Source organism: Chryseobacterium sp. KLBC 52, from assembly GCF_003347605.1.
In the GTDB taxonomy this organism is placed as follows: Bacteria; Bacteroidota; Bacteroidia; order Flavobacteriales; family Weeksellaceae; genus Chryseobacterium.
Genome location: NZ_QDFZ01000025.1, coordinates 28,548 through 53,852, shown reverse-complemented (window position 1 = coordinate 53,852; position 25,305 = coordinate 28,548). Strand labels below are relative to the sequence as shown.

Below are 25,305 nucleotides of genomic sequence, written 5' to 3'. Positions count from 1 at the left end.
TTTCAATCATTGTGTATTTTGGGGTTATTTTTCTTTCTTTTTAGATAGCATCCATTCATACAAAGCAGGGTTTGAATAGGCAGAATCCCATGAATTATGATTGTCATTCGGAAAGATAACCAATTCAGCTGTAGGATTTACAGGATGCAGCTTTTGATAAAAATTAAAAGCATTGGCTGGCAATACAATATCATCCATCCCGCCATGAAAAATTTTCATATTCAGATCTTTAAACTGATGAATATTAGCGGTCATTACCTGATCTGTAGGGGCGCAGACTGAAGCCACCGCAGCAAACATTTCCGGATGTTCCATAGCTAGTTTCAAAGTTCCCCACCCTCCCATTGAAAGTCCTGTAAGATAAATGCGGGAGGCATCAATTTTATATTTCTTCTGAATTTCTTTGATCAGATTATATACGGTAACGGTATCCCACCATGTTCCTTCCGGACATTGAGGTGCCAGAATAGCTACAGGTTCTTTAATTAGATTTTTATAGGTAAATGGGCTGTGTGCTTTTACCAAATCAAGATTGGTTCCACGCTCTCCCGAGCCATGTAAAAAAACAATCAAAGGAACATTCCCTTTCGTATTTTTAGGGTAATCCAGAATGTAAGACATTTTCTCCTGTCTTTTAATTTCTTTATTGAGTTCCCCTTTTATTTCCTGCGCATTCATTGGTAATGAAAACGGCAGTAATAAAAGAGGGAGATGTTTCAGTTTTAGGTTCATATTGTTATTTAGGTTTTGGCTAAAGCCAGCGGATTGATTTTTTATTTAAACGGGCTCCCTTCGACTATGCTCAGGATAGTATCCCGTTCCTATTGAATTATTTTATTCCATATTTGGCTGACTGGAAACTTAGTTTTTTTAATCCCTGCTGAATTTCAGGAGCATTCATAAACAGTTTCCAAAGGAATCCTGATCTGTAGTTTTCAATCATGGGAGCTATGGTTCCCTGATCTATGGCCAGATATCTTGGCGTAAACCAATTGTTATAATTAATAGAAGTAGCATCATAAGGTCCTGCAGATCCTATAAATTCAGGTTTTTGAGTATACATGAATCTCAGGAAAGCCATTGATTCTTTAGGAGTGTACGGGAAACTGCTCAATGCAGCTGTGGGAGTGATTACTCCATTATCATTGCCTGGCATATGCGCTGTGTAGCCAGTAGTTCCGTCTTCATTTCTTGTATAACCGGCTGTAAGTCCCCAATAGTTTGGCCCGTAACCTTTCCATTGTTTTGGATTTTCAACACAGTATTTGTAATCGATGAGGGTTTGATTTTTATTGATGTCAAAGTAATTTTTAACAAGTTTATCGGATAATCCAGTCGGATCAAGCCCGATATATGAATATTGTGCCCAGAAAAGCGGTCCGCCATATTCTTCGGCATAGTTGTGTTTTACATACAGAGGTAGTCCGTATTTTGTTTTATCTGTAAGGTAAGTTCCGTTTCTGGTCCAGCCTTTATAGTAGGTTTCGGCATCAATAGAATAAGTAGGGGAAGATGCTGCTAAAATATAAGTGATCAGACATTCATTATATCCTTCAAGAGGAAAATTCATTTCCCATTGGTAATCCGGTGACCAGTGCCAGTAAAGTACTTTCTGACCTCCTTTTGTATACCAGTTCCATTGGATTCCTTTCCATAGCTCATCACATTTTGCAGCCAGAGCTTTTTCTTCTGCATTTCCGTTTTTAAAATATTCACGGACCATCAGTATTCCTGAGGTAAGAAATGCCGTTTCTACAAGATCTCCACCATTATCTTTTTTTCCGAAAGGAACCGTTTTCCCGGTTTCTCCATTAATCCAATGTGACCATGCTCCTTTGTGACGGTCTGCTTTTGCCAGAAAATCCATGATATGAGCAAGTCTTTTCACGGCTTCTTTTCTTGGAACAAATCCTCTTTCTACGCCTACCAGAATAGTTGCCAACCCGAATCCAGAGCCTCCTGTAGTGATCACGTGTTTATCATTATCAGGATAGACATTGTCTTCATGGTAACGCTCTCTTCCCAGCATCGAGTTGGGTTCTGCGTAATCCCAGAAGTACTTTAATGCATCTTTCTGTACTCTGTCCATTAGTTGTTCATCCGTGATATTGCTTTTTACGGCTTCAGTTTTTCCTGCCTCCTGTTTTGCAACGGGAGCATTTTTACAGGAATATACAAAGAATAAAGAGGTGATAGCTATTGATAATACGTTCCTTTTCATGAGATCTCTTTTTATTGGGTTTATTACTAAAAGAAGAGGAGAACTTTCATTCTCCTCTAATGTTTATGGTTTATTTTAATAGCCAGGGTTTTGAGCAGACAATCCACCGGCTTCCATTATGAAGTCCTGCGGAAGTGGGAATAATTCATGTTTTCCAACGATGAATTTTTTACCACCATCAGCAGCCATCGCTGCTTGTGCTTGTCCTGTTCTTACAAGATCAAACCATCTGTCATGCTCAAAAGCAAGCTCCAATCTTCTCTGTTTCCAGATATCTAATCTTACATCTGCCTGAGAAGTAGCAGGGGTACTTCCGATGTTAGCTCTGTTTCTTACCTGATTCAGGAAAGGAATAGCCGCAGATGTTTGTCCTAGTTCATTCATTGCTTCGGCTCTGATTAATAGCACTTCAGCATATCTCAGATAACGAATATTTACGTCTGTTGAAGCCTGATCTCTATAATTTGAAGAATAAGCTTTATAATTATAAAATTTATTTTCTGTATTTGGACCTACATAATATCCATCATATAAAGTCATATCTCTGTGGATAATCGTAGCATCTCTTCTTGAATCTGTTGCAGAGTATGCATCATACAAACCTTGGGTAGGAGTAGAGAATCCCCAGCCCCAGCCTGTAGTACCTCTGGCTCCCTGAACCTGGCTATACTGCTGAATTGCTCTTCCTGCTGTTCCCCCAGTCCCATTGATTTCAAAAACAGATTCAGCATTATTTTCTCCGGAAACTTTGTAAATATCCTGGAAATTAGGTGTTAATGAATACCCAGTAACCAAATTAGTCTCATCTACAGCCAGCTGCCATTTCTTCTGATATAAATACACTTTAGCTAAAAGCGCATGGGCAGCACCAACAGATGCTCTCCCTATATTACCTGCCCCATAGGCTGATTTATTAGGAAGAACGGCTATGGCATCCTTAAGGTCCTGTTCAATGAATGCATAAATTTCTTCCTTACTTTTTCTGGTAAGTGTCATTTGTTTATCTGCTTCAACTCCTGTTACAGGAACGTGGTCTACTAACGGGACACCTCCAAAAGATTTCACTAAAGTAAAATACATAAACGCTCTTAAAAACTTAGCTTCTCCAGTTAGTCTTGCACGCAATTGCGGATCAGCTTTATCTAACTGAGGAAGATATTTCAATGCCTGGTTGCATCTGTTTATCCCTTGATAATTGGAGGCAAACAGTTCTTTGAATGATGGAGTTGCTGCATTAAAATTCAGCGCATCCAGAACATCCTTATCAGAACCTGAATCACTTGGGCTGGATCCTTTATCCGCATCATCTGAAACGATAGATGTAACGCCAATCCACGCGAAAGTACTCATGTTCCAATCTAAGAACTTAGCATAAATAGCAGTTACCAAGCTATTGGCTCCTTCATTATTATTATATATTTCACCCAAAGCAGCTTCGGGAATTTTTTCTGTAGGAGACACATCAATAAAGTCATTGCTGCAACTCTGGTTAACAGCTCCTAAAATTAAAAATGCAGCTGCTATGATATATTTCTTATTCATTTTTTTAAAAATTTAGGTTAACACCAAATACAAAAGACCTCAATGTAGGATAAGCATCCAGCTCTATTCCCGCACGTTTGTAAGGATCACCTTCTGCTGTAGTATCTGCAGGATTATATCCTGATAATTCTGAAGAATACCCTGAATACTTCTGGAATACAATTGGATTAATTGCACTCACATAAAGCTTAATAGATCTCATATAATCCGTTACATTTTTAAATGTATACCCTACGGAAATATTATTAATTCTAAAATAATCTCCACTTTCCAAATAGAAATTAGAAGCTACAGGAATATTTGAAGGATTTACAGGGTTTGCTGCATTAGTGTTTGTAGGAGTCCAGAAATCATTCGCTACAGATGCTTCAACATTTTCTCCGCCATTTCTTTGTGCTTTCTTACCGTTGTATACTTTAAATCCAAAAGCTCCATAACCGCTCAAGGCAAAGTCCCAATTTTTATAAGACATTGAAAAATTAACACCTAATGTTGATTTTGGTATATAAGAATCGAAGAAACGTCTGTCTCCTCCATCCATAGTACCATTACCGTTCAAATCTTTAAATTTCAGGTTACCATTGGCATCATAACCATCAGTTTCATATAAATAAAAACTTCCCAATGCGTAACCTATTGCTGAAGCATTAAATAGTTTTGTATCGACTCCGTTGCCCAGGTTTCCTCCTATAATCTGAGAAACAGGTTTTGAAGTATCAATTCTAGCAAGTTTATTTTTATTGTAAGAATAATTAGCTCCAACAGAATAACTGAAATCTTCTCCCACTTTATCTGACCAGTTTAAGCTCACCTCAGCACCTCTATTAACAACGCTTCCCATATGTGAATAATTTACATCCGAAATACCTGTTGCAAGATAAGGTACCACTCCTAAAATAAGGTTATTAGTTTTTCTGTTATAAACGTCAAAACTTCCAGACAACCTCTTATCCAAGATCGCAAAATCTAATCCCAAAGAGGTTTCTTCTGTAACTTCCCATCCTAATTCCGGGTCATATCCTTGATTAACAGTTACGCCATTGCTTACAGGCGATGTTCCAAATCCGTAATTGTAGGTAGCTCCGGATGAAAGTGGTAAATAGTTTAATGGAACTTTCTGGTTACCCAATTTACCCCAGCCTCCTCTCAATTTTAAAAGATCAAAGAACCCATCCTGCATAAAGCTTTCTTCAGAGATGATCCATCCGGCACCAAATGATGGAAATGTCCCCCATCTGTGTCCTTCAGCAAACTGAGATGATCCGTCTCTTCTGATCGTTCCACTTAATAAATAACGGTTCATAAATTTATACTGAAGTCTTCCGAAATAAGAAATTGTGGTGTTTCTGTTCCCTTTTATAGATTCAATGGCTTTGGTCGTATTATCACTAAATAAATTACCATAATAATCTACACCATCCAGATTCCAGTAGTCTTGTGAAACGGGTACATTCTTTCTGTTGATCGTTAAGGTTTCAAGACCGTTGGCAACTGAAGCTTCCGTACCTGCTACAATTTCAATATCATGATTTCCTACTTTCTTGGTATAGGTTAAATAGTTATTAAGTACCCAATTATAATAGTTTTGATTTTTATTGGTTAATCTTGTCAGAGGCAAAGAAGTATCATATCCACTGTCAACCCTCATTGGATCGCTATCTAACCAGAATGCTTTTGAATTTACAAAATTGTAATATTTATAATTATTGTACTCACCACTAAACTGAGAAGTAAACTTCAAATCTTTATAAATATCAATATCCAGTTTTAAACCACCCTGCAATAAGAAATTTTTTCCCCTTTGATTATCATAAGCAAGCTGCATCACAGGGTTTCCAACATTATTAAATCGCCCTCCTTCATAATCGATATTTCCGTTAGTCTTGTTATAGATAGGCTGACCATATTTTCCATTCGGATAATATACAGGGACTAATGGCGATTGTTTATATGCATTTGTAAAAGCACCATACGATTTAGGAGTATCATTGGTAAAGGTAGCACTTAAAGTCTGCGCTAATCTGATACCTTTGGTAATCCTGAATTCGTTATTGGTTCTTACTGTAGTCCTGTTATAATTTGTTCCTTTAAGGATGGACTGCTCATCATAATTACTTAAACTTAAAAAGTATTTTGCAGCTTCAGAAGATCCGGAAATTGATAAGTTATGCTGGTTATAGATACCGGTTCTTGTAATTTCTTTGAACCAATCTGTGTTGTACGGCTGATTAGGATTCAGATAAGTACTTGTTTTACCTGCATTGTTATAGGTTGCAAATTCAGACCCATTGGCCATTTTGATCGTTTTTAAAGGACTTCTGAATCCAACCAATCCATCATAGGAAACACTTAACTTTCCTCTACCTGATTTTGTCGTAATGATGATTACCCCATTTGCAGCCCTGTTACCATAGATTGCCAATGCTGCCGCATCTTTCAATACATCATAGGTCAGAATATCATTAGAGTTGATATTGTTGATGTTATCGGCATACATTCCATCAACTACGTATAATGGAGTTCTCCCGCCTAACACTGTACCAAGTCCTCTGATCATTACTGTCGGAGTTGATCCCGGCGCATCAGAAGCAATAACCTGTACTCCAGCAGCTTTTCCCTGAATAGCCTGTGATGCATTCAATACTTTGGTTCTGGTTACTTCCTCAGCGCTGATAGAACTGATAGCTGTGGTATTATCCACTTTTTTACGGCTACCATATCCAATCATCACGACTTCGTCAATCTTCTGGACTTTAGCAGAATCCTGCGTAACCTGTGCATTCACGTTCATCCCGAAATACAACACGGCAATGAGACATGGATACTTTAAATTACTTTGTTTCATATAGTTTCAATTTTATTCAAATAAATCAAATTCATTTCTGTCTTTAAATAGTGGAGTTATTTAAAATCTCAAAAAAAGACATTAGCCAAAAATATAAAAAATATCGAACAATGTTAAATTATCTTAAATATTTAAACATCGCCCTTTTTTGTTACATCAAAAATGATAAATATTCACGTTTTATAATTTTATATTCAAAATTATTATCAATTTCCCGTTATTTCATGAATGTTAAATTAATATTTTGACCTTAAAAATTCACCAAATTCAGCACTCAATTTAATATTTTGTTAAATAGAGAATAGTAATTACCTTTGGTGCAGTTTTTGACAAAAGCATCTTAGAAATACATAATAAAAAGATCAATGAAAAAATATATCATTGCAGCCGCTCTTCTGATCGGGACCGGTGCTGTTATTACCACCAGTGTACAATCTTGCACGTCACTGGCTACATCAGACATGGGGCTTTCTATTATTAAAAGAATCCTGCTCAATGGTATTGATAAAGGAATGGGTATCTATGGAAACAAAGAAGCGTTTCTGCAGAACAATATGGTAGATAAAGCGCTTCCTAAAGAGTTGAGAGATATTAATTCTACGCTGGAGAAAATTGCCCCTTCACTCGTAGCTAAAGAAAGGGATTATATTGCTCAGGCAGCAGCTTATACCGTGAATACTTCAAAACCTATTTTGCAGGATGCGGTCAACAGTCTGAATGCCCAGGATGTAACGAGAATTATGCAGGGAACAACGGCGACACAGATTCTGAAGGAAAAAACATCCCAACAGCTGATTGCAGCCATCGCTCCTAAAGTAGATGAAAAACTGAATGAATATGGAATTGTAAAAACCATCAATACGGCGTTATCAGGAAGTAATTTTTTAGGCAGCCTTCTGGGCGGGAATAACAACACTGTCAATTCAGGAGGATTGAGTAAACTTGCTTCTGAACAGCTGGTCAATGGATTATTCAACATCATCGAAGATTATGAGCACCAGAACTCCAAGTCTCTGCTGGGACCATTTGGAAAATAGGAAAAATTTCGTTATATTTATATTATATTAACAATTGCAGATGGATATATTACAAGGAAATCAACACGCAAGCCCCGAAGATTTTTATCAGTCTTTGAAGGAGAAACTGGAGGATCATCATGATTTTCCGGAGGATTATTTATTTAAATTTATTATCCCTACAGACCAGGCAAAACTTACTGAAATTTACAGAGTTTTTGATGGTATTAAATTTACACTGGGAAACCGAGAAAGCAAAAATGGAAAATACACTGCCTGCAACATTAATGCATTTGTTTTGGATGCCAATCAGGTAGTGAATATTTATAAAGAAGTAGCAAAAATAGAAGGCGTTATTCTATTGTAAAAACAAAGGCCGTTTCATCATCATGAAGCGGTTTTTTATTATGTAAAACTTAAAACAGAATATGATGAACATCCAACTGATCCTATTTAGTATTATTTTGGTCACCTCTTCTACAAGTTGTATGCACAAAGATAACAGTCAAAATAATGCGACTGCTATATCCTCTGCAGTTCAGCAACAAAAGATTGAACGGATTCAATTAACAGAAAGGACGAGAGGATTCAGCAGAAACATAGTCTTCACCCCTTCTTCAAAAGAATCCAATATTAACGAAGAAATTACTACTACTAAAATATCTCCTGCGGAATGGCAGACGGTTTCCAGACTGGCTCAATCTATTGACTTATCCAAGATATCAGATCTTAAAGCTCCTACAGAGGGCAGGCATTCTGACCGGGCAATGATTGCATCCATTATCATTACCTCTAACGGAAAGGAATATACTTCTTCAGATTTTGATTCCGGACGCCCACCAAAAGAACTGGAAGCTTTATATAAGATTATCAATGGAACCAGCAAAACTGAAACCCCATAACATAAAAAAATCCGCTCTAAAAAGAACGGTTTTTTATGTATTAAGTTGATTGATCTACTTTTCAATAAAGAACTTTACGTTTTCAATAGGTCTTCCCAGCATGGCTACTGAGCCTTTTACAAGAATCGGTCTTTGTATCAGAGAGGGATTCTCAGAAAGAATTTTAATCCACTCTTCTTCAGAATAATTTTTATCTGCATAATTTTCAATATACAGTTTATCTGTCTTACGAATGATATGAAAAACACTTTGGTTCAGTTTTTTCAGCACCGTTCTTATTTCAAGAGGACTTAACGGATCATCAACAATATTAATGATCTCAAAAGGCACTCCGTTTTCGTCAAGATACTCCAGTACAGCATTTGACTTTGAACAGTTTCCGTTATGTAAAACTTTAACTACCATGATAGAATTATTCAAAAAATTAAACTTGATCTAAACAAATTTAAAAAGAATTACCCTGAGTATGTCTTAATGTTCTGATAAAAATATGTTAAAACAATCCGTGTAGTTCTGCTTCAATTTTTTCCAGAATAAATCCGAAATCTTCAGGTTTTTCAACGAAATCAAGATCATCCACTTCTACAATCAGAAGTTTTCCTTCTGTATAGTTGGAAATCCATTTCTCATATTTCTGATTCAGTTTTGAAAGATATTCAATGCTGATGGATGCTTCATATTCACGGCCTCTTTTGTAGATTTTTTTAACCAGGTTAGGAACATCTGATTTTAAATAGATTAAAAGATCCGGAGCGGATACAAAGGACTTCATCAAATCAAAAACTGATGAATAGTTATTGAAATCTCTGTCTGAAAGAAGATTCATATCATTCAGGTTTTCTGCAAAAATATGGGCATCTTCATAGATGGTACGATCCTGAATAATGTTTTTCCCACTTTCTCTGATTTCCTTCACCTGACGGAATCTGCTTCCCAGGAAATACACCTGTAATGCAAAACTCCATTTGCTCATATCAGAATAAAAATCCTCCAGATACGGGTTATGATCTACGTCTTCAAATTGTGCATCCCATCCGTAATGCTTGGAAAGCATCGTTGTCAAAGTTGTTTTTCCGGCTCCGATGTTTCCTGTAACTGCAATATGCATAATATTCTTTTCCTTGTATTTACAAATTAGTTGATAAGTTGTTCGATGGCCCCGGTCTCAACCTGAGAAATGTCTTCAATCAATTTCTGTAAAGTATTGTCTGAAGGTTTCTCTGCTGTATTCTCATCAGGTTTTTCTTCCGTTTTTTCTACTGGTTTTTCTGTAGATGGCTGCAGAGATTCCGGCTGAGCTTCGAGCTGTTTTTGCTGTTTGGCTTTCTTTACTTTTTCAAGGCTGTAAAGATAGAGTTTGTTCCCTTTGATTGCAAAATAAGAGAGGATGTTTTTATCCACAATTTGCGCTTCCTGGTCTTCGAAAATGGTTGTCATCCCTTTTTCAGGGACGTATTGTGAAATGAAATTACCGGCAACTACCAGGATCATATCGTTTTCTCTTCGAAAACGTTTTCCGTTTTCCAAAGGGGCTTCGAAAAGTTTTTCAAATTTCAGGCTATAAATCCTGATATGTTTTCTGGTTAAAATATAGACCTTATTTTCATAGACCAGCATATCCATTAAATCTTCAAAACTGATATCAAAAGGATATGAGTTGATGGTGGTATCATTTCTGAAATTATACTGTATCAGACGTTTTGTACTGTCATCCAGAAGCCATAGTTGCTGCAGATCTTCGGCATAAGCCATTCTGATAAAGCCAAATTTCTGTTTAAAATCCAATCTTTGAATCTCATTCATATTCTGGTCTACAAATTTCATTTCCTGAGCATTTTCAGAAAATAAAGGTACGTTCAGAGGATTTTGTACTGACTGAACTTTGTAAGGAACAGTAAGCATCATTTTCCCGATCTGCTTTCCTAAAGAATCGTATTTGGTAAAACTGAAATCTTTGTTTTTATAGATATACAGATTTCCATAGTCGTCAGCAAGCATATCTTTGGCTTCCTTTAGTTTCAATGTATCCAAAGGAAGAATATTCTGCGCTGAAGCCGTACAGAAAAGGAAAAAAAATAGTATGTTTAAAAACTTCACTCTGCTTTTTTAATGGGGTCAATTTACTGAAAAATTACTTTACTCAAAAGATGATTACACCAATAGAATTTTCTTTGCTGTTAATCAAAATTGAAAACAGACTGTTGCTGAAAAAAAAGAAGTCTCTATTCAATAAATACAATGATTTTATTGAAAAGCAACTTCATAAATTTTCTCCCAGTTTTTCCCTGTCACCAGCATATTTTCACCTTTAAAGGCAATTCCGTTCAGCACATGTTCGCTGTTTCCCTGATCGTTTTCTTTGGTTAATTTGGTAAAATCAAATTTACCTACCACATCTCCTGTAGCAGGATTGATCTTTAAAACTACAGGGTTGTGCCACACATTGGCATATATAAAGCCATCGTGATATTCAAGCTCATTGAGCTGATTATAAATTTCAGAATTCCCGCCAACAGCTATAGTTTTCACTACTTTAGAAGGATCATTGATATCCAGAAAATAAAGGTTTTTAGAGCCGTCTGTAGCCACCAGGTTTTTTCCGTCGTACGTCAGTCCCCATCCCTCTCCAATTATATTAGGCAAAGGAAATTTTGAAAGTTCTTCAAACGTATTTTTATCGTAAATAAAACCTATTTTATTTTTATAGGTTAACTGATAGATCTTATTTCCAACGATCGCACAGCCCTCGGAGAAAATTTCAGCAGGCTGTTTTTTTACAATTGCCGGAGTAGATGATCCTAAAGTATATTTTATAAGCTGGGAAGCATTCTCCATGCCATCACTTTCATACACTGTATTTCCTTCTACCAAAAAACCTTCAATAAAGTTTCTGGGATCGTGAGGATAATCTGCAACTATTTTATAGGAAATATTCTGCTCAGGAGTTTTTGTAAATACATTAATGGTAGCATCCTGATTTAATACTTCTCCATTTTTTGTTTTAATCCTGAAGACTACATCGTTATCTCCCAATGTAAAAAACTCCGGACTAACAGTTAAATCCGTTGTTTCTTTATCTCCGAAACTGATGGTTATGCTTTCTGCATTTTCCGTTACTTCTTTTGGAAGATCAAGCTTATCCCCAAAATGATAGCCTTTTTCTTCTTTTGAGTTATTGTAATTCGCCAGAGAATCCAGCATTTTCTCATTATTATTGCAGGAAGCCAACAAGAATATGGCTGCCAGACCAGCCATAATATTTTGCTTCATGAACTTTTTAATCATTTTCCAAAAGTACTAAAATTTAATCCTTAAAACGAAAATAACGCTCCCAAGGGAACGCTATTTTTTTTATCAATAAAATCAGATTATTTGATCTGAACTTCGTAAATCTTTGGCCAGTTCTTTCCGGTTACCAGCATATTATCTCCTTTGAAAGCAATTCCGTTCAGTACATCATCACTTCCCTTGGTATTCTGTTTTGCGATTTCAGTAAAGTCAAAAGTTCCCACGACTTCTCCATTGGCTGGATTGATCTTTAAAATGATCGGCTTCTGCCATACGTTGGCATAGATAAACCCGTTGTGGTATTCCAGTTCGTTCAACTGATCATATGCCTGAGAACTTCCTGCTACAGCGATATATTTAATCAGTTTTGAAGGATCGTTGACATCAAGGAAATATAAAAGTTTACTTCCATCAGAAGCAATCAGGCTTTTTCCGTCGTACGTTAATCCCCAACCTTCACCCAATACATTAGGATAAGCAAATTCTGAAAGCAGCTTTAATGAACTTTTATCATAAACATATCCTTTTTTGCTCTGCCATGTCAACTGGTATACTTTATCACCCACAATGGTACTACCTTCAGAAAAGTCTTCCTGAGCCTGTTTTGTAGAAGCCAGCGGAGTGGTTGTTCCCAACGTGTACTTGAGAATCTGTGAAGATCCGTTCTGCCCGTCACTTTCATAAATTGTATTTCCTTCAATCTGAAAACCCTGTACAAAGTTTTTAGGATCGTGAGGATATTCCGCTACAATCTGATAAGGAATATTTTTTTCAGGATTTTTTGCAAATACATTGATGGTTGCATCCTGATTAAGGACTTCACCTCCTTTTGTTTTAATATTGAAGGTAACAGCATTGTCTCCTAATGTGAAAAATTTAGGATCAATGGTTAAATCTGTTGTTTCTTTATCTCCAAAGCTGATCGTTACGCTTTCTGCATTTTCCGTTACCTCTTTCGGAAGCTCAAGCTTATCTCCAAAATGGTATCCCTTCGCCTCCATTGAAGTATTATAAGTGTTTAATGTATTAAGAATCTCTTTATCCTTATTACAAGACGCCAATAATAAAATCGCTGCGAAACCCGCTATTATACTTTTTTTCATTGAATTTCTAAATATTTCTCCAAAAATAGCAAATTTTATTCCGTATTGCCAATATTATCTACGGGTTCACCAAATTGTAATATATATCCGTTGTTGTCATATATTGCAAATTCTCTCATTCCCCATTCAAAAGTTTCAATTTCATAGCAGACTTTGGCTTTTGTTTTAAGATCTTCCCAAAGATCATCCACCTGATTTACATTGAAATAAAATGATCCTGAAAACCCGATGGACGTATTGTTTTCATGTTCATTAGGCTGGGAAAGCATAATGTATATGTCATCTTTTCGAAGAGAAGCCCATTGCCAGTCATCATTTCTTCCCATCAGGGTAAATCCGAGAATATTCATATAAAATGCAATGGTTTCATCGAGGTTTTCTGTCCATAAAACAGGCCGAAGTGCAGTAAATTGTGTCATGATTCCTGTAATTCGAAAGTATTTTTACGGATTTTCATATTCAGAGAAACCCATGTTTCCTGATCAATCCTGGCTTCGCTTTTAACGTATGGATCAAAAACAAAACCTACTTTTTTGTAACATTCAATTGCTCCGGTATTCCAGTCGTACACGTTCAGCTCTGCTGTTTCTTTATCAAAATGACTGAAGCCATATTTCAAAAGCTCCTGCATCACCTTCTTTCCATAACCTTTTCCTCTGTTATTTTCATCCCAGATCAAAATTCTTCCCAACAGGAATGTTTTTTCTTTCAGAAATATCTGGGCATGCCCGATTGTACTTCCTGTCTCATCTGTAATTTTAAAAAGAGTTCGGTTTTCATCTGATAAATCCTTTTCCAGCTGTTCTTCCGTGAGAGGAAAACGATATGCCGGGCCGGCAAACTGAAGAAGCATTCTTTCGTCTTTTATCTTTGAAATCAGTTGTGGAGCATCTTCTATCGTAAAAGAGTGTAATGTGATCATGATTTATTTTTCTAGAAATTCTTTTAAGCTTTGTCCCAAAATCGTATTCCAGCCCTTTACAAAACTCTCTCTTGAAAAGCCTTCTCCTAAGTCTTTAAAGTTTTCAATATCTTCATGGATCAGCTTTACTAAAGTTTGACCGTCTTCCGGCAGCAGTTCCCAGGTTACAATGGTTTTCAGTGTTGAAAAATCAGGATAAGACCATGTGTGCTTTAATTTCTCATTCGGGATTATTTCTAAAATCTCACCATGATGATGGTATTTGTTGGCTCCTCCGGGTTCAAAGAAATTAAATACCTGCCCTTCTTCCAATACAAAATCCTGGATATCAAAATACCAGGATTTCATTTCATTTTTATCGGTTAATGCTTTCCAGACTTTTTCAACCGGAGCATTGATGGTGTACTGAACAGTGATGGGTGTGCTCATATTATGGATTTAATATGTCTAAATGTACACAATTTTATCCATAATATTTAACCACAAAAGTCACAAAAGTTTTTATCTACTAAATTATTTAAGTTTAAATTTCTACTCATGAGAAGTACACATAAGCCTTTACAATTTCAGAATTTTCCTTTTGTGAACTTTTTATTCCTGCAAGTTCATTTTAACTTCTGTCCTTTTGTGACTTTTGTGGTTTATTTTGTAATTACCCATGTGAAAAACCTGTGATCTTGGCTTCATCAAAATCCAGCTGCATTTCAATGGTTCTCATCACATGATCATCAAATATCTTTTCTCTTTTCATTCTGTGCAGTTCGTTTCTCTGCGCCTGAATGATCTGCCGCAAGACATCTTTATTTTCATTGATAGCGGTTACATAATCCCCTGTGGAAGCCATACATTGGGCTTTGTCTGCCATCAGCATCATTTCATTTTCTAATTTGTGCTTTTGATGACGTACCAGACTGTTGGTTACGGCTAATTCCGAAAAGTCATTATCCAGTTTGTGTAAAGCTGTTTCCTTCAGTTTGCGCATAAGGATTACCTCCTGTTTTTCTTCCGGCAATTCACTTCCGGCATCCTGAATATTCAATAATTTCAAGATTGGGCTCAACAATAAGCCTTGCCCTACCAGGGTAATCAATATGATAACGAAAGTGACAAATAAAATAATATTCCTATGCGGAAATGCTTCTCCATTAGGTAAAAAAGCAGGAATTGACAAGGCGGCAGCCAGTGAAACCACTCCTCTCATTGCTGCAAAACTGATGATAAAAGGCTCTCTCCAATCAGGTTTGGGAACTTTTAGCCTTAATTCTTTAGAACAGACTCTTGGGAAATACATTAATGCATAACTATACAAAATTCTTGTTCCGATAATCGCTCCGCCAATCACCACACTGTAAAAAATACCTTCTGAAATGGTATATTCTTTCATTCCTTCCACTACAATCGGAAGCTCAAGACCAATCAGGATAAAGATGATGGTATTCATCAGGAATATCAAAACACTCCACACATTCCCGGACTGAATTCTGGAGGTATGACTTAAATAACAATGTGAGTTATAAGACATCAGCAAACCTCCGGCAACCACTGCCAATACTCCGGAAAAATGAAAATGTTCTGCTCCCACATACATAATGTAAGGAACGATAAGGGTAATAATGGTATCGATATTGGAATTGGTTGGAATAACCTTTAATAAAGCTCCAAACAGAAACCCAACCGCTACTCCTACGGCAATTCCACCGATGGCCATGGTAAAGAAATCCTGAACGGCATCTCTCCAGATAAACTGTCCTGAAATAACAGCTGCCAGAGCAAATTTAAATACAATTAAACTGGATGCATCGTTGATCAAACTCTCGCCTTCCAGAATATTGGTGATCTTTTTAGGGATTTTCATATGTTTCAGTACCGAAGTCGCAGCTACTGCATCCGGCGGAGAATTCACTCCTCCCAGCAAGAAACCCATAGCTACAGTAAGCCCCGGAATAATGGAAGATGAAAGATAAGCAACGACTATGGATGTTAAAAACACCAATCCGAAGGCCATTGAAAAAATCTGTTTTCTCCATTTATGAAAATCCTGCCATGAAGTAAACCATGCGGCCTCAAACAAAATAGGCGGAAGGAAAATAAGAAAGACAAGGTCAGGTTCTATTTCAATACGCGGCATTCCCGGCACGAAGCTTATCAGTAACCCTGCAATAACAAGGAAAATAGGATAAGCAACTTTTAATTTCTGGCCGATCATTACCAATATCATCACAGACAGCAGTACTGCAATGGATATTATAACATAGCTGTGAATCATTTTTAAATAAGTTTTTTTAAGTTTAAGTGTTATTTTTATGGGATATCAAATATTTATTATTTCCCAAACCTGATAGGTTTTTGAAACCTATCAGGTTTAGATATATTCGAAGTCTGTCATTAATCTATATCTAAGATCATAAAAGGTCAATCTAAAGCACAATATTATTCTTTGGAGTAATGGCTGGGGGAAGATCAGATTCATCCAGCATATCTCTCATATCAATTTCAATAGTACGGCTGATCTGAGTGATAGGAACATCATTGGGACTTCCTTCAAAAGGGTTTACCGAAGCTTCCCCTACGCTGTCCAATGTATGAAAGCACCACGTAACCAGTAAAGAAAACGGAATATTAAACCATAATGTCCAGCCTTCTACCATGGTTCCTTCCCCTAATTTATCGAACTCTTTCAATAATCCGAAAGGCACAAAAACAATAAAGAGCAGCAAAAGATAGGTGGTGATGGAAGAGAAGTTTCTTGGATAGGGAAAGTTCTTAATTCTTTCGGCTTTTCCCTGATCGTCAGTAAACTTTATCAGCTGCTGATTGATCTGTGTCCATTGAAAATCATTAAGTTCTCCTTTTTCATACGCTTCCGATAAGGCTTTACTCTGGCTGGCCATCAATTGGGTCGCTCTGTTCTTTTTGCTTACAATATACTGAAGTTCAGATTCGGAAAGGTATTTTTTCAATTCTTCATCCAGTTTGGACTGTCTCTCCGGAATATCATATTTTTTGGCATATTCATCAAACTGATCTGTTCCCATGTTTTCCCATGCTCGCGGTTCACGAAGCTGAAATCTCAATGCAGTAAGCCATGCATAATGACGAAGAAACATTTCTTTTACTTTACCCGGATCTTTGGAAAGCAGTGCATCTCTCAGAATATAGCCAAAACTACGGCTGTCATTGATAATTGCTCCGTAGATCTGTCTTGCTTCCCAGAGTCTGCTATAGCTGGCATTGTTTTTAAATCCAACGATAAAGGCAACTGCTGTTCCCATGATGGCAATCGGCTGCCAAGGAACAGAAAGAAACTTCCAGCCTAAAAAGTAGAGGACTGTAGGAATGGCTGATAGTACGACCAGAGCGTAAATACTTCTTCTGGTCCAGATAATGAACTCCCGGGCTCCGAATCTTTTTCCTGAATGCATAAGTGTTTATTTTATAGTGTTTAATATAATCTATTTTCAAATAATGGTTTTCTTCACAGCATTCAGTAACCGTTTTATTAGTTTTTAGTGAATGGGATATTATTATAAAAACCAATCTGAATCTGTCCGCGGTTTCTGTTCTCCTGAATCTGATTCATATAACCAGCTTCAATCCTCATGTTTTTGTTGATGACATATCCTAAGGCCCCATACACTCTGTTTCTGTCGAAAACCGGATTGTCAAAATGCAGAAAAATTTCATTGTAAACAGATGCGTAAAGGGTTTTCGGCAGCATTTCTTTTTGGGTAATCGGAATATTCAGTCCCAGCATGTAGCGGAATCTCATTCTGAAATCATCCTGAAGGAAACGCTCTTCCAGACGGTAACGGTGCTGAAGATAGAAACGTCCGAATTTCTGTTTGGTAATATACTGCTGGAAAATCCGGTGCTCAATATTTTCTTTTTTTTCACCGTTTACGTAAGGTTGGCTGAGAATGAAACCGTACCCCAATAAAACATTGTTATTGTTTTCTGTAAGATCATATCCGATCCCTGTACGGATCAGTAACTGTTCCAGGTCTCCAACCGCATCAAAATTACGGTACTGGATTTCATTGTGCCAGTTCAGTTTCTTGCTGATCTTATTATTTCCAAAATACATGTACCATGCTCCCAGATCGTTTTTTTGAGCAAATGTCAAAATGGATCCCAAACCTAATACTGTGAACGCCAACTTCGTAAAAACCTTTCTCATGTTTATCAATTACTATTATCTATCGTTTTAAACAAAATTAATATTTTAAATCAATAATAGCAAACAATATTTTGTAAGTTACTGTAAAGAAGTACGGATGCAATGGTCTGCATCCGTTTTTTTGTAAAAGATTATCCTGGAACCTGTTCGGTAAGAACATCTGTTTCATTCTGGTCAAAATAAGTACAGGTCATCGCATGAAGATCCATTGTCCAGCCATTGATTCCGTTTTCGGCACAGTCTTTACAGAAAGTCATGTAATCTGTTCCTCCCTGTTGATGAAGCTTCAGTCTTATTTTAAAATTTTCAAGATTTAAAGTATCGGAAACAACAAGAGGATCATATTTTGTTCCGGTCTGCACAGATTGATTTTCATTATTAAAGTATTCTGTATTTCCGTCTGAAACGTATGCTTTGTAGTGAGAGACACCTAATGCTTTTATAGCCTGGATATATTGCGGAAAATCGGCTCCGCTTTTTACTTTCTGGTGCTCTGCTTTGATGTTTTCAATTGTAAATTTCATCCCTTTGTATTTTCTGTTTTTAACTATAAATTATTGTTTTTCATAAACCAACCATTGGGTTCTGCTTATCAAAACAAAGGCTAATTTAATCAGAAAATATAGATTTCATTTAATTTTTAATGAAAACAGCTGTATGAATTATTCAAACCTGTCTTTTAAATAATTCATATCTGCAATTTTACTTTCTATGGCATATACCACTAAACCGGCAGTATTTTTGGCTCCGGTTTTCAATAGAAGGCTGTTGCGGTGACCTTCAACGGTTCTCGAGCTTATAAAAAGCTGATCTGCAATCTCAGAAGTGTTGTATTGTTTGCAGATGAGTTCCAATACTTCTTTTTCTCTTTTGGAAATATGATTGGCATCAAAAATACTGGAAATCTTTTTCTTAGGTTCTGTAAGGTTTTGATGTAAAGCTTCCATTACCTCGTTATTATAAAAGAAACCTTTACTGTGTACTTCACGGATTGCCGTGAGCAATTCAGCAGGACTTGAGTTTTTTTTAAGAAAGGAACAGGCTCCCGACTGTATCATATTGACAATGAATGCTTTTGTATTATAACTCGTTAATGCAATAATCCTGATCTGAGGATATTTGATGTGGATTTGTTTGGTTGCCTCTACTCCGTTAATTTCAGGCATATTAAGATCCATCAGGATTATATCAGGCAGTTCTTCAAGGGTTACAAGCTCATCCAGAAGCTCTTTCCCGTTGCTGAAATCACTTACCAGTTCAATATCTTTTTCTCTCTGTATCAACAATGAAATTCCCTGACGAAAGAGTGCTTCATCGTCTACGGTTATTACACGAATTATGTCCTTTTCCATCTTATCATGATTTAAAATGTAAATTCTACAGCGATTCCTTTATTGTTTTCACTTTCAATTTTCAGTGTTCCATTGATCAGTTCTACCCGGCTTCTGATATTTCTTAAGCCCAATCCCTCTTTCAACGTATTTTCATTAAGATTAAATCCCTTACCATCATCTTTGTAGAGACAGGTATTTTTTCCGTCTTTTCCCAAAAATTCTATATCAATATGCGTACTTTCCCCGTGTTTTATGGAATTGTTAATGAGCTCCTGAAGTATTCTAAAGATATGCAAATTTTTTTCTTCTTCCGCTTTTGCAAAGTATAAACTGTTGGAATAAGTAACCTGCAGGGTTTTGGACAGGTTTATTTCTGAGCACAATGCATCTATGGCAGCATGAAGTCCAAATTTTTCTAAAATCGGAGGAAGGAGATCATGCGAAATCTGTCTGGCACTTTCTGCCGTTTTATTGACCAGATGTATGATTTTATTTTTCAGATCGTTGTATTCTTCTCTTGTCAGATTATCAAAATCCAGGAGATGGATATTTAAAGAAACCACACTGAGTTTTGAGCTGATATCGTCATGCAGATCCTGGGCAATTCTCAGTCTTTCTTTTTCCTGAGCACTGATAATGGCATGGGTAAGATCTTTCTCATATCTGACCTCGAGCTCTTTTTTCTGAATAATATTTCTAGTTATTTTCTTATTGGAAAAATAATAAAATATAATCAGGGTGACGGCCAGTAAGGTAAATGCCAGAAAGGTATAAACGATAGTGGAAATAATTGTATTCTCATTCATTTTGTAATATCATAACAGTAATTACACATTTTTTTTGCGGGAAGACAGATAGTCTATCAGAATAAAAATCTGATACACAATAAACATAACAACATTGAAAACCCATATCTCTTTATGCAGTTTTCTGTTCATCACCGTATAGAGGTTTCCGGACAAAAATATTACAGTACTGCTTATCAGATAAAGTAAAAGTCCCAGGCTTATATAATTGTATTTCTTTTGGGTATCCAGTATATTATATAAATGAAATAATGCCAGAATTATGATTGAATAAGATGTGACAAAAATTTCAAAAAGATTAAAAACATAATACTTTTCGGGGTATATGATATACTGTATAACAAGAACTACAGGAATGATAATTAAAAGTGTACGTGCTGTTTTTTTCTGGTATTGTTCCGTTACAATTTCATGGAAGAATAACCCCAGTAACAAAAACTGGCCTATCAGATAATAATGTGAGAAAAACAGATTATTAATCTTCTGTGAATTCAATACATAGAAAACAATTTCACATAGTAATATCCAGGCCAGGTAGCTGATGAAGAATGTATAGGCTTTTCCTCCTCCGGAAAAGCCTATACAGTATACTGCCAGATTAATCAGCAGAATGCCTTTTCCTATTAACGACAATATTTCAATCCAGTGATCCAATGATCTCTAGTTTACAGATTCCACCATTTTGCAGCAGAACATACGCTTGGACAAGGGGTGGTCATATCATAGACGTAATCTCCATTATCATAGTTTACAATATCATTGTTATCTGCATCTACTCCTACCAGAAGAAATTTAAATTCGCCTTCATCGGTAATGGCATTATAACCCCGATATCTCGCAAATCCTTTGTCGTTAATAAAAATATCATGAACATCCTTTGCCGGGATAAGGTGAGCCCGGATAGATGTTCCATCGATAATTTTTGTATTCTGCCAATTGCTGATCCATTTTTTAGCATCATCTAATAAGACTGCATGTTTAGGTAATTCCATAGTTTTTCTCGTTTTAAATTATATAATAGGTTTAGAATAAGTTACTTCAGCTACACATTACAAGTTATGAAAAAAAACTAACCATACTGTGAAATACATTCATTTTAATTAACATAATATTCTTTTTTCAAAATTATAATAATAAAAACCACCAAAATTGCGTATTTCTACCTGTTTTTCAATTCGGCATTTAATACGCTGTTGTCACTTTGTATTTCTCGGTTACTTTGTGGTATCCTTTACAGAAAAACCTCATGAGCATATCAACAGTACGGGAAGCTTATGATCTTCTTTAAACATTAAAAAATCTGTACCATGAAAAAAATTATCTTTTTTGTAATCTTTGCTTTATTAAGCAATATTACAAGGACCAGTGCACAGACAACTACTGTAACTTTTGAAACTTCATCAGGCGGAAGCACAAGCTTTACCAGCAATGGATATACCTTCAATATTGTATCACAGGCCGGAACTTTCAGAATTCAGGGCAATTATCCAAACACCGGCTGGAACGGAACAGCTAATGATAACGTCTATATTGACAACACAGGAACAACCAATATCAATTCTCCGTCTTTTAGTGTTAAAAGCAGTTCTATGTTCACTGTATCCAAGTTTTGGGTCTTCCTGAGTAATACTGCTCTCAATCAGTCTACCTCATCAGGAACACTGATCATTACAGGAAAATTAGCAGGAGTCACAAAGTTTACCACCACAAAAACATCAGGTTTTAATACGACATTCAATGCAACAATGGGAACAACAGGTATCAACAACGGGTTCACCCTGATTGATCTGGCTACTTTAAATAATCAGAATAACAGCAATACTACCATTGATGAGCTTCAGCTGCAATCCACCGGTGGCTATGTCTATATGTGCCTGGATGCATTTACATGGACAAAAATTTCTACATTGGGAACTTCAGAAAATGACCTCAAAGGCAAAGCGAATATTTATCCGAATCCAACTACCGGTATCTTCTATATGGATGACATGAAGAAAAATGAAAAAGTTTTGTTATATGACCAATCTGGAAAAATTATGAAATCTGCAACAGCTGAAAAAGATAAAAGTAAGTTTGATATAAGTGAGTTTCCTGATGGTATCTACCTCATCACAACAGAGTCAGGAAGCTACAAAATCATTAAGAAGAAATAAAAATTCTATAAATACTCAAAAAACCGACAGGTAGCTGTCGGTTTTTGATTATTTTGAATTCAGATATAAATCTTATGGGTGTTGCTGCATTTTAGCAGGATCATCATAATTTACCATCCAGTTGATTCCGAATTTATCGCTGAACATTCCGAAATAGGCTCCCCAGAAAGTATCTGCCATAGGCATTGTTACTTGCCCGCCCGCAGAAAGACCACTAAATAATTTGTCTGCTTCTTCTTTAGATTCAGCGTTCACAGAAATAGAGAAGTTGTTTCCTGCTTTGAAGTTGGAAGACCACTCTCCTCCTGTATCGCTTCCCATCAAAATCGTTTCTTTAGAAATTGGAAGTGCAACATGCATGATTTTGTTTTTGTCTTCTTCAGGCATTTCTTTTCCTTCCATTGGAGGCATTTCTCCAAATGTGCCGACATAAGGATATTCTCCTCCGAAAACAGATTTATAAAAATCGAATGCTTCTCTGCAGTTTCCGTTGAACGTAAGGTAAACGTTTACTGTTGCCATAATTGTTTTGTTTTTTTAAGTTGAGTTTGTTTTTTATTGAGGTTTTTCAGATAGTACTTTTAATCTTGAAAGCCCTTTCTGATAATCTGTTCCAATAGCTTTCTCCATATTCACAAACAACTTCATCAAAGTAAACGGATAAGGAATCTGTGAGGTGAATCCCCACGTTGCCTTGCTTCCATTTCCTTCAGGAACTACTATTACATAAGCATTTGCCTCACTTTCATAAGGCGTAAGAAATCTGATTGCCGTGTCTATTCTTTTACCTGCTTCATCCACTTTTTCCAATTCCTGACAGCCTTTTCCTACCTGTTTATTATTACTGTCCCAGCAAACTTTTTCTCCGTGCTGGCCCGTAGTTCCCGTCCATTCTTTTTTCATAGCCGGATCAAGATCATTCCATGGACTCCATTGATCCATTGCTTTGAGGGTATTGGTATTCTGCCATACTCTTTCTACCGGTACATTAATAGAAATCGACCTTTCATATTGACAGTCACCCGGAATAAAAGCAGCCCAAACCAACAAAATGATTAATAGTGGGGCTAAAAGTAAAATAATTCTTTTCAATGTTCTCATCATCAATGTGTTTTTAATTATTATCTGTGTTGATCTATAAGTATCATATTTCCATCGGGGTCTTTCAGATAGATATGCTCAGGACCGGAGGTGGTTTCATCAGCTTCTTTTCCGATTTCCACTCCATTTTCTTTTAATCTCTTCTGAATTTCACGCACATCATCAAAAGAATCAAGGTTCTGTGCATTTTCATCCCATCCAGGATTGAAGGTAAGCATATTTCCATCAAACATTGCTTGAAAAAGGCCTATCAAAGTAGAACCGTTTTTCATGATCAGATAATTTTGTGCTTCCGTTCCCGCCATAGTGGTGAACCCAAGTTTTTCGTAAAAGTCTTTGGATTTCTGAAGATCTTTTACGCTTAAGCTAATTGAAAAAGCTCCTAATTTCATAGTTATTTATTTTTTTAATGCGAGTTTATGTCCCAAGAAAACCAGCCCCCAAACGAGAATTCCTAAAATCCAGAACCAGATTGGAGAAGGTAACGACGCCATCATGTAAATGGTCATTAACAGGAAAATAATTCCACAAATCACTGCAGCTGAACTTTTTCCGTTATTGGAAATTTTTGAAGCGGTAAATCCTGAGACAACCGCTGCCAGCGCGTAAGCCAGAATGATAAAAAACAGAGCCATAAAAGGGGCTTGCTCCACATACGTTTTCAAAGCCTCCATATCTCCTGCTGCAGCTTCTGCCGGAGGCGGATACAGTGTATGCCCTATTTTTTCTACCGCGGTAATACAAATGGATCCGGCAATAAGACCGGCCAATACCGCCAATATTCTTCTGAGCATGACTATTGGTTTTTTAATTCGGTTTTAAGTGCTATACTTCCATCATAGCTCTTCCAATCACCAGTAAGTTCAATATGCTGCTCTTCAATATTCTCTGTTTTCCTGTTCCATTTAAAGTGATAGATAAACTTCCCTGTAAAAAGTCCGGAATGTTTTCCTTTATTCTCTTCTGCCAGCTCATATTCCCCGTATACGGTTCCCTGTTTTTTGGAATCTTTATATTTTAAAATGGTAATTTTACCTTCAAATTTCGTATAATTGGTATCTACCAGAGAATATCCTGAAACGAAATATTCCTGATCATTTTTTTTATTCTGTTCAGAAATATTGATCTTCAGTTTCAGTTCCTGGCCTTTGTTTCCAATGGTTCCTATATAAGGTTTACTGTTATTCAGCCACGTATTTGAAATATCCGGCATCTGGCCCAATACAAAATTGGCGGCCAGCGTAAAAAGTAATAAAAGTTTTTTCATATTGTGTGATTGTTTAAACACCAAATTGTGCAAGATGATGGTTCAGATGTTTGGCAAACATATTATTCCACTCCTGGGAATTCAGTTTTCCGAAAGAAAAAGATTCTTTACCATCGAACGCATCTGCCCCCAACTGCTGTGTCTTTTGAATAAACCCGATCAGTCTTGTTTTTTCTTCGTGAAAATTCTTTCTCGTGGTAATCAAAAACTGCGGAGCGGTAGGAGAATCTCTTGGATATGCTTTTTCTCCCACTACTTTAGGTTTTACGAAAGTTTTTAGTATAAATTTTGCAATGGCTCCCGGTTTTTTATGTTTTTCCGGCTCATAAATCATTTCATAAGTAATACAGCAGTGTGCCAGCATCTGGTCTACGGTCATTTTTCCCCACAAACCGTGAGTATCCTCTACCAATCTGTTGATCCTATCTATATAGTTTTGAGCATCTTTTGCATCAAATACATTTTCCATATAATTTCTATTTTACTATAAACAAATATATCAGTTTTTTTGTTTGATTTTATAGTCGGTTGAAAAAATTGAGAAGTGCTTGTTATGAGATACGAGTTACGGGGTACGGGATTCGAGTTCGAAATTTTTCCGGCTATTTTTCGGGTTATTTTTTATGTA

30 protein-coding genes are annotated in these 25,305 nt (G+C 36.4%); 4 read left to right on the top strand and 26 right to left on the bottom strand.

The window, feature by feature from the left end:
• Window positions 1-24 precede the first annotated feature (24 nt).
• From DDF69_RS20895 to DDF69_RS20880, 4 genes are all read right to left on the bottom strand, one after another.
• The gene (locus tag DDF69_RS20895; RefSeq protein ID WP_114822482.1) at window positions 25-732 is read right to left on the bottom strand and encodes a prolyl oligopeptidase family serine peptidase; all 708 of its coding nucleotides are present in this window, start codon (window positions 730-732) and stop codon (window positions 25-27) included.
• A 97-nt stretch (window positions 733-829) separates the two neighbouring features.
• Window positions 830-2,221 (bottom strand): glucoamylase family protein, encoded by a 1,392-nt coding sequence (locus tag DDF69_RS20890; RefSeq protein WP_114822481.1) that lies wholly within the window; start codon window positions 2,219-2,221, stop codon window positions 830-832.
• Between the two features lie 75 nt (window positions 2,222-2,296).
• Window positions 2,297-3,763, bottom strand: a complete 1,467-nt coding sequence (locus DDF69_RS20885; protein ID WP_114822480.1) for a RagB/SusD family nutrient uptake outer membrane protein — start codon at window positions 3,761-3,763, stop codon at window positions 2,297-2,299.
• A gap of 4 nt (window positions 3,764-3,767) precedes the next feature.
• Entirely contained in the window at window positions 3,768-6,608 is a 2,841-nt protein-coding gene (locus tag DDF69_RS20880; protein WP_114822479.1) for a SusC/RagA family TonB-linked outer membrane protein, read from the bottom strand.
• Window positions 6,609-6,973: 365 nt separating this feature from the next.
• Between DDF69_RS20880 and DDF69_RS20875 the strand changes: the two genes are divergently transcribed.
• The 3 genes from DDF69_RS20875 to DDF69_RS20865 all read left to right on the top strand — a co-directional run bounded on the left by DDF69_RS20875 (window position 6,974) and on the right by DDF69_RS20865 (window position 8,526).
• Entirely contained in the window at window positions 6,974-7,645 is a 672-nt protein-coding gene (locus DDF69_RS20875; RefSeq protein ID WP_047433611.1) for a DUF4197 family protein, read from the top strand.
• Window positions 7,646-7,685: 40 nt separating this feature from the next.
• A complete protein-coding gene (locus tag DDF69_RS20870; RefSeq protein WP_034699649.1) occupies window positions 7,686-7,991 on the top strand; it encodes a DUF493 family protein in 306 nt (101 codons plus the stop codon).
• Between the two features lie 61 nt (window positions 7,992-8,052).
• A complete protein-coding gene (locus tag DDF69_RS20865) occupies window positions 8,053-8,526 on the top strand; it encodes a hypothetical protein (protein WP_162800979.1) in 474 nt (157 codons plus the stop codon).
• A 54-nt stretch (window positions 8,527-8,580) separates the two neighbouring features.
• On the opposite strand, the gene DDF69_RS20860 is transcribed toward DDF69_RS20865, so the two are convergent.
• The 16 genes from DDF69_RS20860 to DDF69_RS20785 form a co-directional block, all read right to left on the bottom strand.
• Entirely contained in the window at window positions 8,581-8,931 is a 351-nt protein-coding gene (locus DDF69_RS20860) for an ArsC/Spx/MgsR family protein (RefSeq protein WP_114822477.1), read from the bottom strand.
• 88 nt (window positions 8,932-9,019) lie between these two features.
• Complete coding sequence (locus DDF69_RS20855) at window positions 9,020-9,634, bottom strand: deoxynucleoside kinase (RefSeq protein WP_002977952.1); 615 nt, start codon at window positions 9,632-9,634, stop codon at window positions 9,020-9,022.
• A gap of 26 nt (window positions 9,635-9,660) precedes the next feature.
• Window positions 9,661-10,623: a hypothetical protein gene (locus DDF69_RS20850; RefSeq protein ID WP_114822476.1), complete on the bottom strand. Its 963-nt coding sequence runs from the start codon at window positions 10,621-10,623 to the stop codon at window positions 9,661-9,663.
• 147 nt (window positions 10,624-10,770) lie between these two features.
• The gene (locus DDF69_RS20845) at window positions 10,771-11,796 is read right to left on the bottom strand and encodes a glutaminyl-peptide cyclotransferase (RefSeq protein ID WP_114822493.1); all 1,026 of its coding nucleotides are present in this window, start codon (window positions 11,794-11,796) and stop codon (window positions 10,771-10,773) included.
• Between the two features lie 98 nt (window positions 11,797-11,894).
• A complete protein-coding gene (locus DDF69_RS20840; protein WP_114822475.1) occupies window positions 11,895-12,917 on the bottom strand; it encodes a glutaminyl-peptide cyclotransferase in 1,023 nt (340 codons plus the stop codon).
• A 35-nt stretch (window positions 12,918-12,952) separates the two neighbouring features.
• Complete coding sequence (locus DDF69_RS20835) at window positions 12,953-13,336, bottom strand: VOC family protein (RefSeq protein ID WP_114822474.1); 384 nt, start codon at window positions 13,334-13,336, stop codon at window positions 12,953-12,955.
• Entirely contained in the window at window positions 13,333-13,839 is a 507-nt protein-coding gene (locus DDF69_RS20830; RefSeq protein WP_114822473.1) for a GNAT family N-acetyltransferase, read from the bottom strand. The genes DDF69_RS20835 and DDF69_RS20830 overlap by 4 nt, the downstream gene beginning before the upstream one ends.
• Before the next feature lie 3 nt (window positions 13,840-13,842).
• A complete protein-coding gene (locus tag DDF69_RS20825) occupies window positions 13,843-14,268 on the bottom strand; it encodes an SRPBCC family protein (protein ID WP_114822472.1) in 426 nt (141 codons plus the stop codon).
• 223 nt (window positions 14,269-14,491) lie between these two features.
• Window positions 14,492-16,105: a Na+/H+ antiporter gene (locus tag DDF69_RS20820; RefSeq protein WP_114822471.1), complete on the bottom strand. Its 1,614-nt coding sequence runs from the start codon at window positions 16,103-16,105 to the stop codon at window positions 14,492-14,494.
• A gap of 151 nt (window positions 16,106-16,256) precedes the next feature.
• Window positions 16,257-17,261 (bottom strand): bestrophin family protein, encoded by a 1,005-nt coding sequence (locus DDF69_RS20815; RefSeq protein WP_114822470.1) that lies wholly within the window; start codon window positions 17,259-17,261, stop codon window positions 16,257-16,259.
• 77 nt (window positions 17,262-17,338) lie between these two features.
• Complete coding sequence (locus DDF69_RS20810; RefSeq protein ID WP_114822469.1) at window positions 17,339-18,016, bottom strand: DUF2490 domain-containing protein; 678 nt, start codon at window positions 18,014-18,016, stop codon at window positions 17,339-17,341.
• A gap of 131 nt (window positions 18,017-18,147) precedes the next feature.
• Window positions 18,148-18,540 (bottom strand): DUF1398 domain-containing protein, encoded by a 393-nt coding sequence (locus DDF69_RS20805; protein ID WP_114822468.1) that lies wholly within the window; start codon window positions 18,538-18,540, stop codon window positions 18,148-18,150.
• A 138-nt stretch (window positions 18,541-18,678) separates the two neighbouring features.
• Window positions 18,679-19,368 carry a response regulator transcription factor gene (locus DDF69_RS20800; RefSeq protein WP_114822467.1) on the bottom strand — a complete coding sequence of 230 codons (690 nt, stop codon included), beginning with the start codon at window positions 19,366-19,368 and terminating at the stop codon, window positions 18,679-18,681.
• Between the two features lie 11 nt (window positions 19,369-19,379).
• Window positions 19,380-20,156, bottom strand: a complete 777-nt coding sequence (locus DDF69_RS20795; protein ID WP_114822466.1) for a sensor histidine kinase — start codon at window positions 20,154-20,156, stop codon at window positions 19,380-19,382.
• A 21-nt stretch (window positions 20,157-20,177) separates the two neighbouring features.
• The gene (locus tag DDF69_RS20790; RefSeq protein WP_114822465.1) at window positions 20,178-20,810 is read right to left on the bottom strand and encodes a hypothetical protein; all 633 of its coding nucleotides are present in this window, start codon (window positions 20,808-20,810) and stop codon (window positions 20,178-20,180) included.
• Window positions 20,811-20,821: 11 nt separating this feature from the next.
• Entirely contained in the window at window positions 20,822-21,148 is a 327-nt protein-coding gene (locus DDF69_RS20785; RefSeq protein ID WP_114822464.1) for a hypothetical protein, read from the bottom strand.
• Between the two features lie 315 nt (window positions 21,149-21,463).
• On the opposite strand from DDF69_RS20785, the gene DDF69_RS20780 reads away from it, so the two are divergent.
• Complete coding sequence (locus DDF69_RS20780; RefSeq protein WP_114822463.1) at window positions 21,464-22,309, top strand: T9SS type A sorting domain-containing protein; 846 nt, start codon at window positions 21,464-21,466, stop codon at window positions 22,307-22,309.
• A gap of 72 nt (window positions 22,310-22,381) precedes the next feature.
• Here DDF69_RS20780 and DDF69_RS20775 read toward each other — a convergent pair whose 3' ends face one another.
• From DDF69_RS20775 to DDF69_RS20750, 6 genes are read right to left on the bottom strand one after another with little or no spacing between them, the layout of a single operon-like run.
• Entirely contained in the window at window positions 22,382-22,831 is a 450-nt protein-coding gene (locus DDF69_RS20775; RefSeq protein ID WP_114822462.1) for a VOC family protein, read from the bottom strand.
• 33 nt (window positions 22,832-22,864) lie between these two features.
• Window positions 22,865-23,413, bottom strand: coding sequence for an SRPBCC family protein (locus tag DDF69_RS20770; protein ID WP_228412069.1), 549 nt, complete (start codon window positions 23,411-23,413; stop codon window positions 22,865-22,867).
• 17 nt (window positions 23,414-23,430) lie between these two features.
• Window positions 23,431-23,802, bottom strand: a complete 372-nt coding sequence (locus tag DDF69_RS20765; RefSeq protein WP_114822461.1) for a VOC family protein — start codon at window positions 23,800-23,802, stop codon at window positions 23,431-23,433.
• A 6-nt stretch (window positions 23,803-23,808) separates the two neighbouring features.
• Entirely contained in the window at window positions 23,809-24,204 is a 396-nt protein-coding gene (locus DDF69_RS20760; RefSeq protein WP_114822460.1) for a hypothetical protein, read from the bottom strand.
• Between the two features lie 2 nt (window positions 24,205-24,206).
• A complete protein-coding gene (locus tag DDF69_RS20755; RefSeq protein WP_114822459.1) occupies window positions 24,207-24,677 on the bottom strand; it encodes a hypothetical protein in 471 nt (156 codons plus the stop codon).
• 13 nt (window positions 24,678-24,690) lie between these two features.
• On the bottom strand, window positions 24,691-25,146 hold the full coding sequence (locus DDF69_RS20750) for a DUF1569 domain-containing protein (RefSeq protein ID WP_034699611.1): 456 nt from the start codon (window positions 25,144-25,146) through the stop codon (window positions 24,691-24,693).
• Window positions 25,147-25,305 lie beyond the last annotated feature (159 nt).

Excerpts from the sequence above, each read along its gene's own strand:
- DDF69_RS20855 (WP_002977952.1), bottom strand. The coding sequence starts at position 9,634 with ATGCATATTGCAGTTACAGGAAACATCGGAGCCGGAAAAACAACTTTG.
- DDF69_RS20875 (WP_047433611.1), top strand. The coding sequence starts at position 6,974 with ATGAAAAAATATATCATTGCAGCCGCTCTTCTGATCGGGACCGGTGCT.
- DDF69_RS20810 (WP_114822469.1), bottom strand. The coding sequence starts at position 18,016 with ATGAGAAAGGTTTTTACGAAGTTGGCGTTCACAGTATTAGGTTTGGGA.
- DDF69_RS20780 (WP_114822463.1), top strand. The coding sequence starts at position 21,464 with ATGAAAAAAATTATCTTTTTTGTAATCTTTGCTTTATTAAGCAATATT.
- DDF69_RS20815 (WP_114822470.1), bottom strand. The coding sequence starts at position 17,261 with ATGCATTCAGGAAAAAGATTCGGAGCCCGGGAGTTCATTATCTGGACC.
- DDF69_RS20885 (WP_114822480.1), bottom strand. The coding sequence starts at position 3,763 with ATGAATAAGAAATATATCATAGCAGCTGCATTTTTAATTTTAGGAGCT.
- DDF69_RS20805 (WP_114822468.1), bottom strand. The coding sequence starts at position 18,540 with ATGAAATTTACAATTGAAAACATCAAAGCAGAGCACCAGAAAGTAAAA.
- DDF69_RS20845 (WP_114822493.1), bottom strand. The coding sequence starts at position 11,796 with ATGAAGCAAAATATTATGGCTGGTCTGGCAGCCATATTCTTGTTGGCT.
- DDF69_RS20785 (WP_114822464.1), bottom strand. The coding sequence starts at position 21,148 with ATGGAATTACCTAAACATGCAGTCTTATTAGATGATGCTAAAAAATGG.
- DDF69_RS20870 (WP_034699649.1), top strand. The coding sequence starts at position 7,686 with ATGGATATATTACAAGGAAATCAACACGCAAGCCCCGAAGATTTTTAT.
- DDF69_RS20840 (WP_114822475.1), bottom strand. The coding sequence starts at position 12,917 with ATGAAAAAAAGTATAATAGCGGGTTTCGCAGCGATTTTATTATTGGCG.
- DDF69_RS20825 (WP_114822472.1), bottom strand. The coding sequence starts at position 14,268 with ATGAGCACACCCATCACTGTTCAGTACACCATCAATGCTCCGGTTGAA.
- DDF69_RS20835 (WP_114822474.1), bottom strand. The coding sequence starts at position 13,336 with ATGACACAATTTACTGCACTTCGGCCTGTTTTATGGACAGAAAACCTC.
- DDF69_RS20895 (WP_114822482.1), bottom strand. The coding sequence starts at position 732 with ATGAACCTAAAACTGAAACATCTCCCTCTTTTATTACTGCCGTTTTCA.
- DDF69_RS20865 (WP_162800979.1), top strand. The coding sequence starts at position 8,053 with ATGATGAACATCCAACTGATCCTATTTAGTATTATTTTGGTCACCTCT.
- DDF69_RS20830 (WP_114822473.1), bottom strand. The coding sequence starts at position 13,839 with ATGATCACATTACACTCTTTTACGATAGAAGATGCTCCACAACTGATT.
- DDF69_RS20755 (WP_114822459.1), bottom strand. The coding sequence starts at position 24,677 with ATGAAAAAACTTTTATTACTTTTTACGCTGGCCGCCAATTTTGTATTG.
- DDF69_RS20750 (WP_034699611.1), bottom strand. The coding sequence starts at position 25,146 with ATGGAAAATGTATTTGATGCAAAAGATGCTCAAAACTATATAGATAGG.
- DDF69_RS20820 (WP_114822471.1), bottom strand. The coding sequence starts at position 16,105 with ATGATTCACAGCTATGTTATAATATCCATTGCAGTACTGCTGTCTGTG.
- DDF69_RS20775 (WP_114822462.1), bottom strand. The coding sequence starts at position 22,831 with ATGGCAACAGTAAACGTTTACCTTACGTTCAACGGAAACTGCAGAGAA.
- DDF69_RS20880 (WP_114822479.1), bottom strand. The coding sequence starts at position 6,608 with ATGAAACAAAGTAATTTAAAGTATCCATGTCTCATTGCCGTGTTGTAT.
- DDF69_RS20760 (WP_114822460.1), bottom strand. The coding sequence starts at position 24,204 with ATGCTCAGAAGAATATTGGCGGTATTGGCCGGTCTTATTGCCGGATCC.
- DDF69_RS20795 (WP_114822466.1), bottom strand. The coding sequence starts at position 20,156 with ATGAATGAGAATACAATTATTTCCACTATCGTTTATACCTTTCTGGCA.
- DDF69_RS20860 (WP_114822477.1), bottom strand. The coding sequence starts at position 8,931 with ATGGTAGTTAAAGTTTTACATAACGGAAACTGTTCAAAGTCAAATGCT.
- DDF69_RS20770 (WP_228412069.1), bottom strand. The coding sequence starts at position 23,413 with ATGATGAGAACATTGAAAAGAATTATTTTACTTTTAGCCCCACTATTA.
- DDF69_RS20890 (WP_114822481.1), bottom strand. The coding sequence starts at position 2,221 with ATGAAAAGGAACGTATTATCAATAGCTATCACCTCTTTATTCTTTGTA.
- DDF69_RS20800 (WP_114822467.1), bottom strand. The coding sequence starts at position 19,368 with ATGGAAAAGGACATAATTCGTGTAATAACCGTAGACGATGAAGCACTC.
- DDF69_RS20765 (WP_114822461.1), bottom strand. The coding sequence starts at position 23,802 with ATGAAATTAGGAGCTTTTTCAATTAGCTTAAGCGTAAAAGATCTTCAG.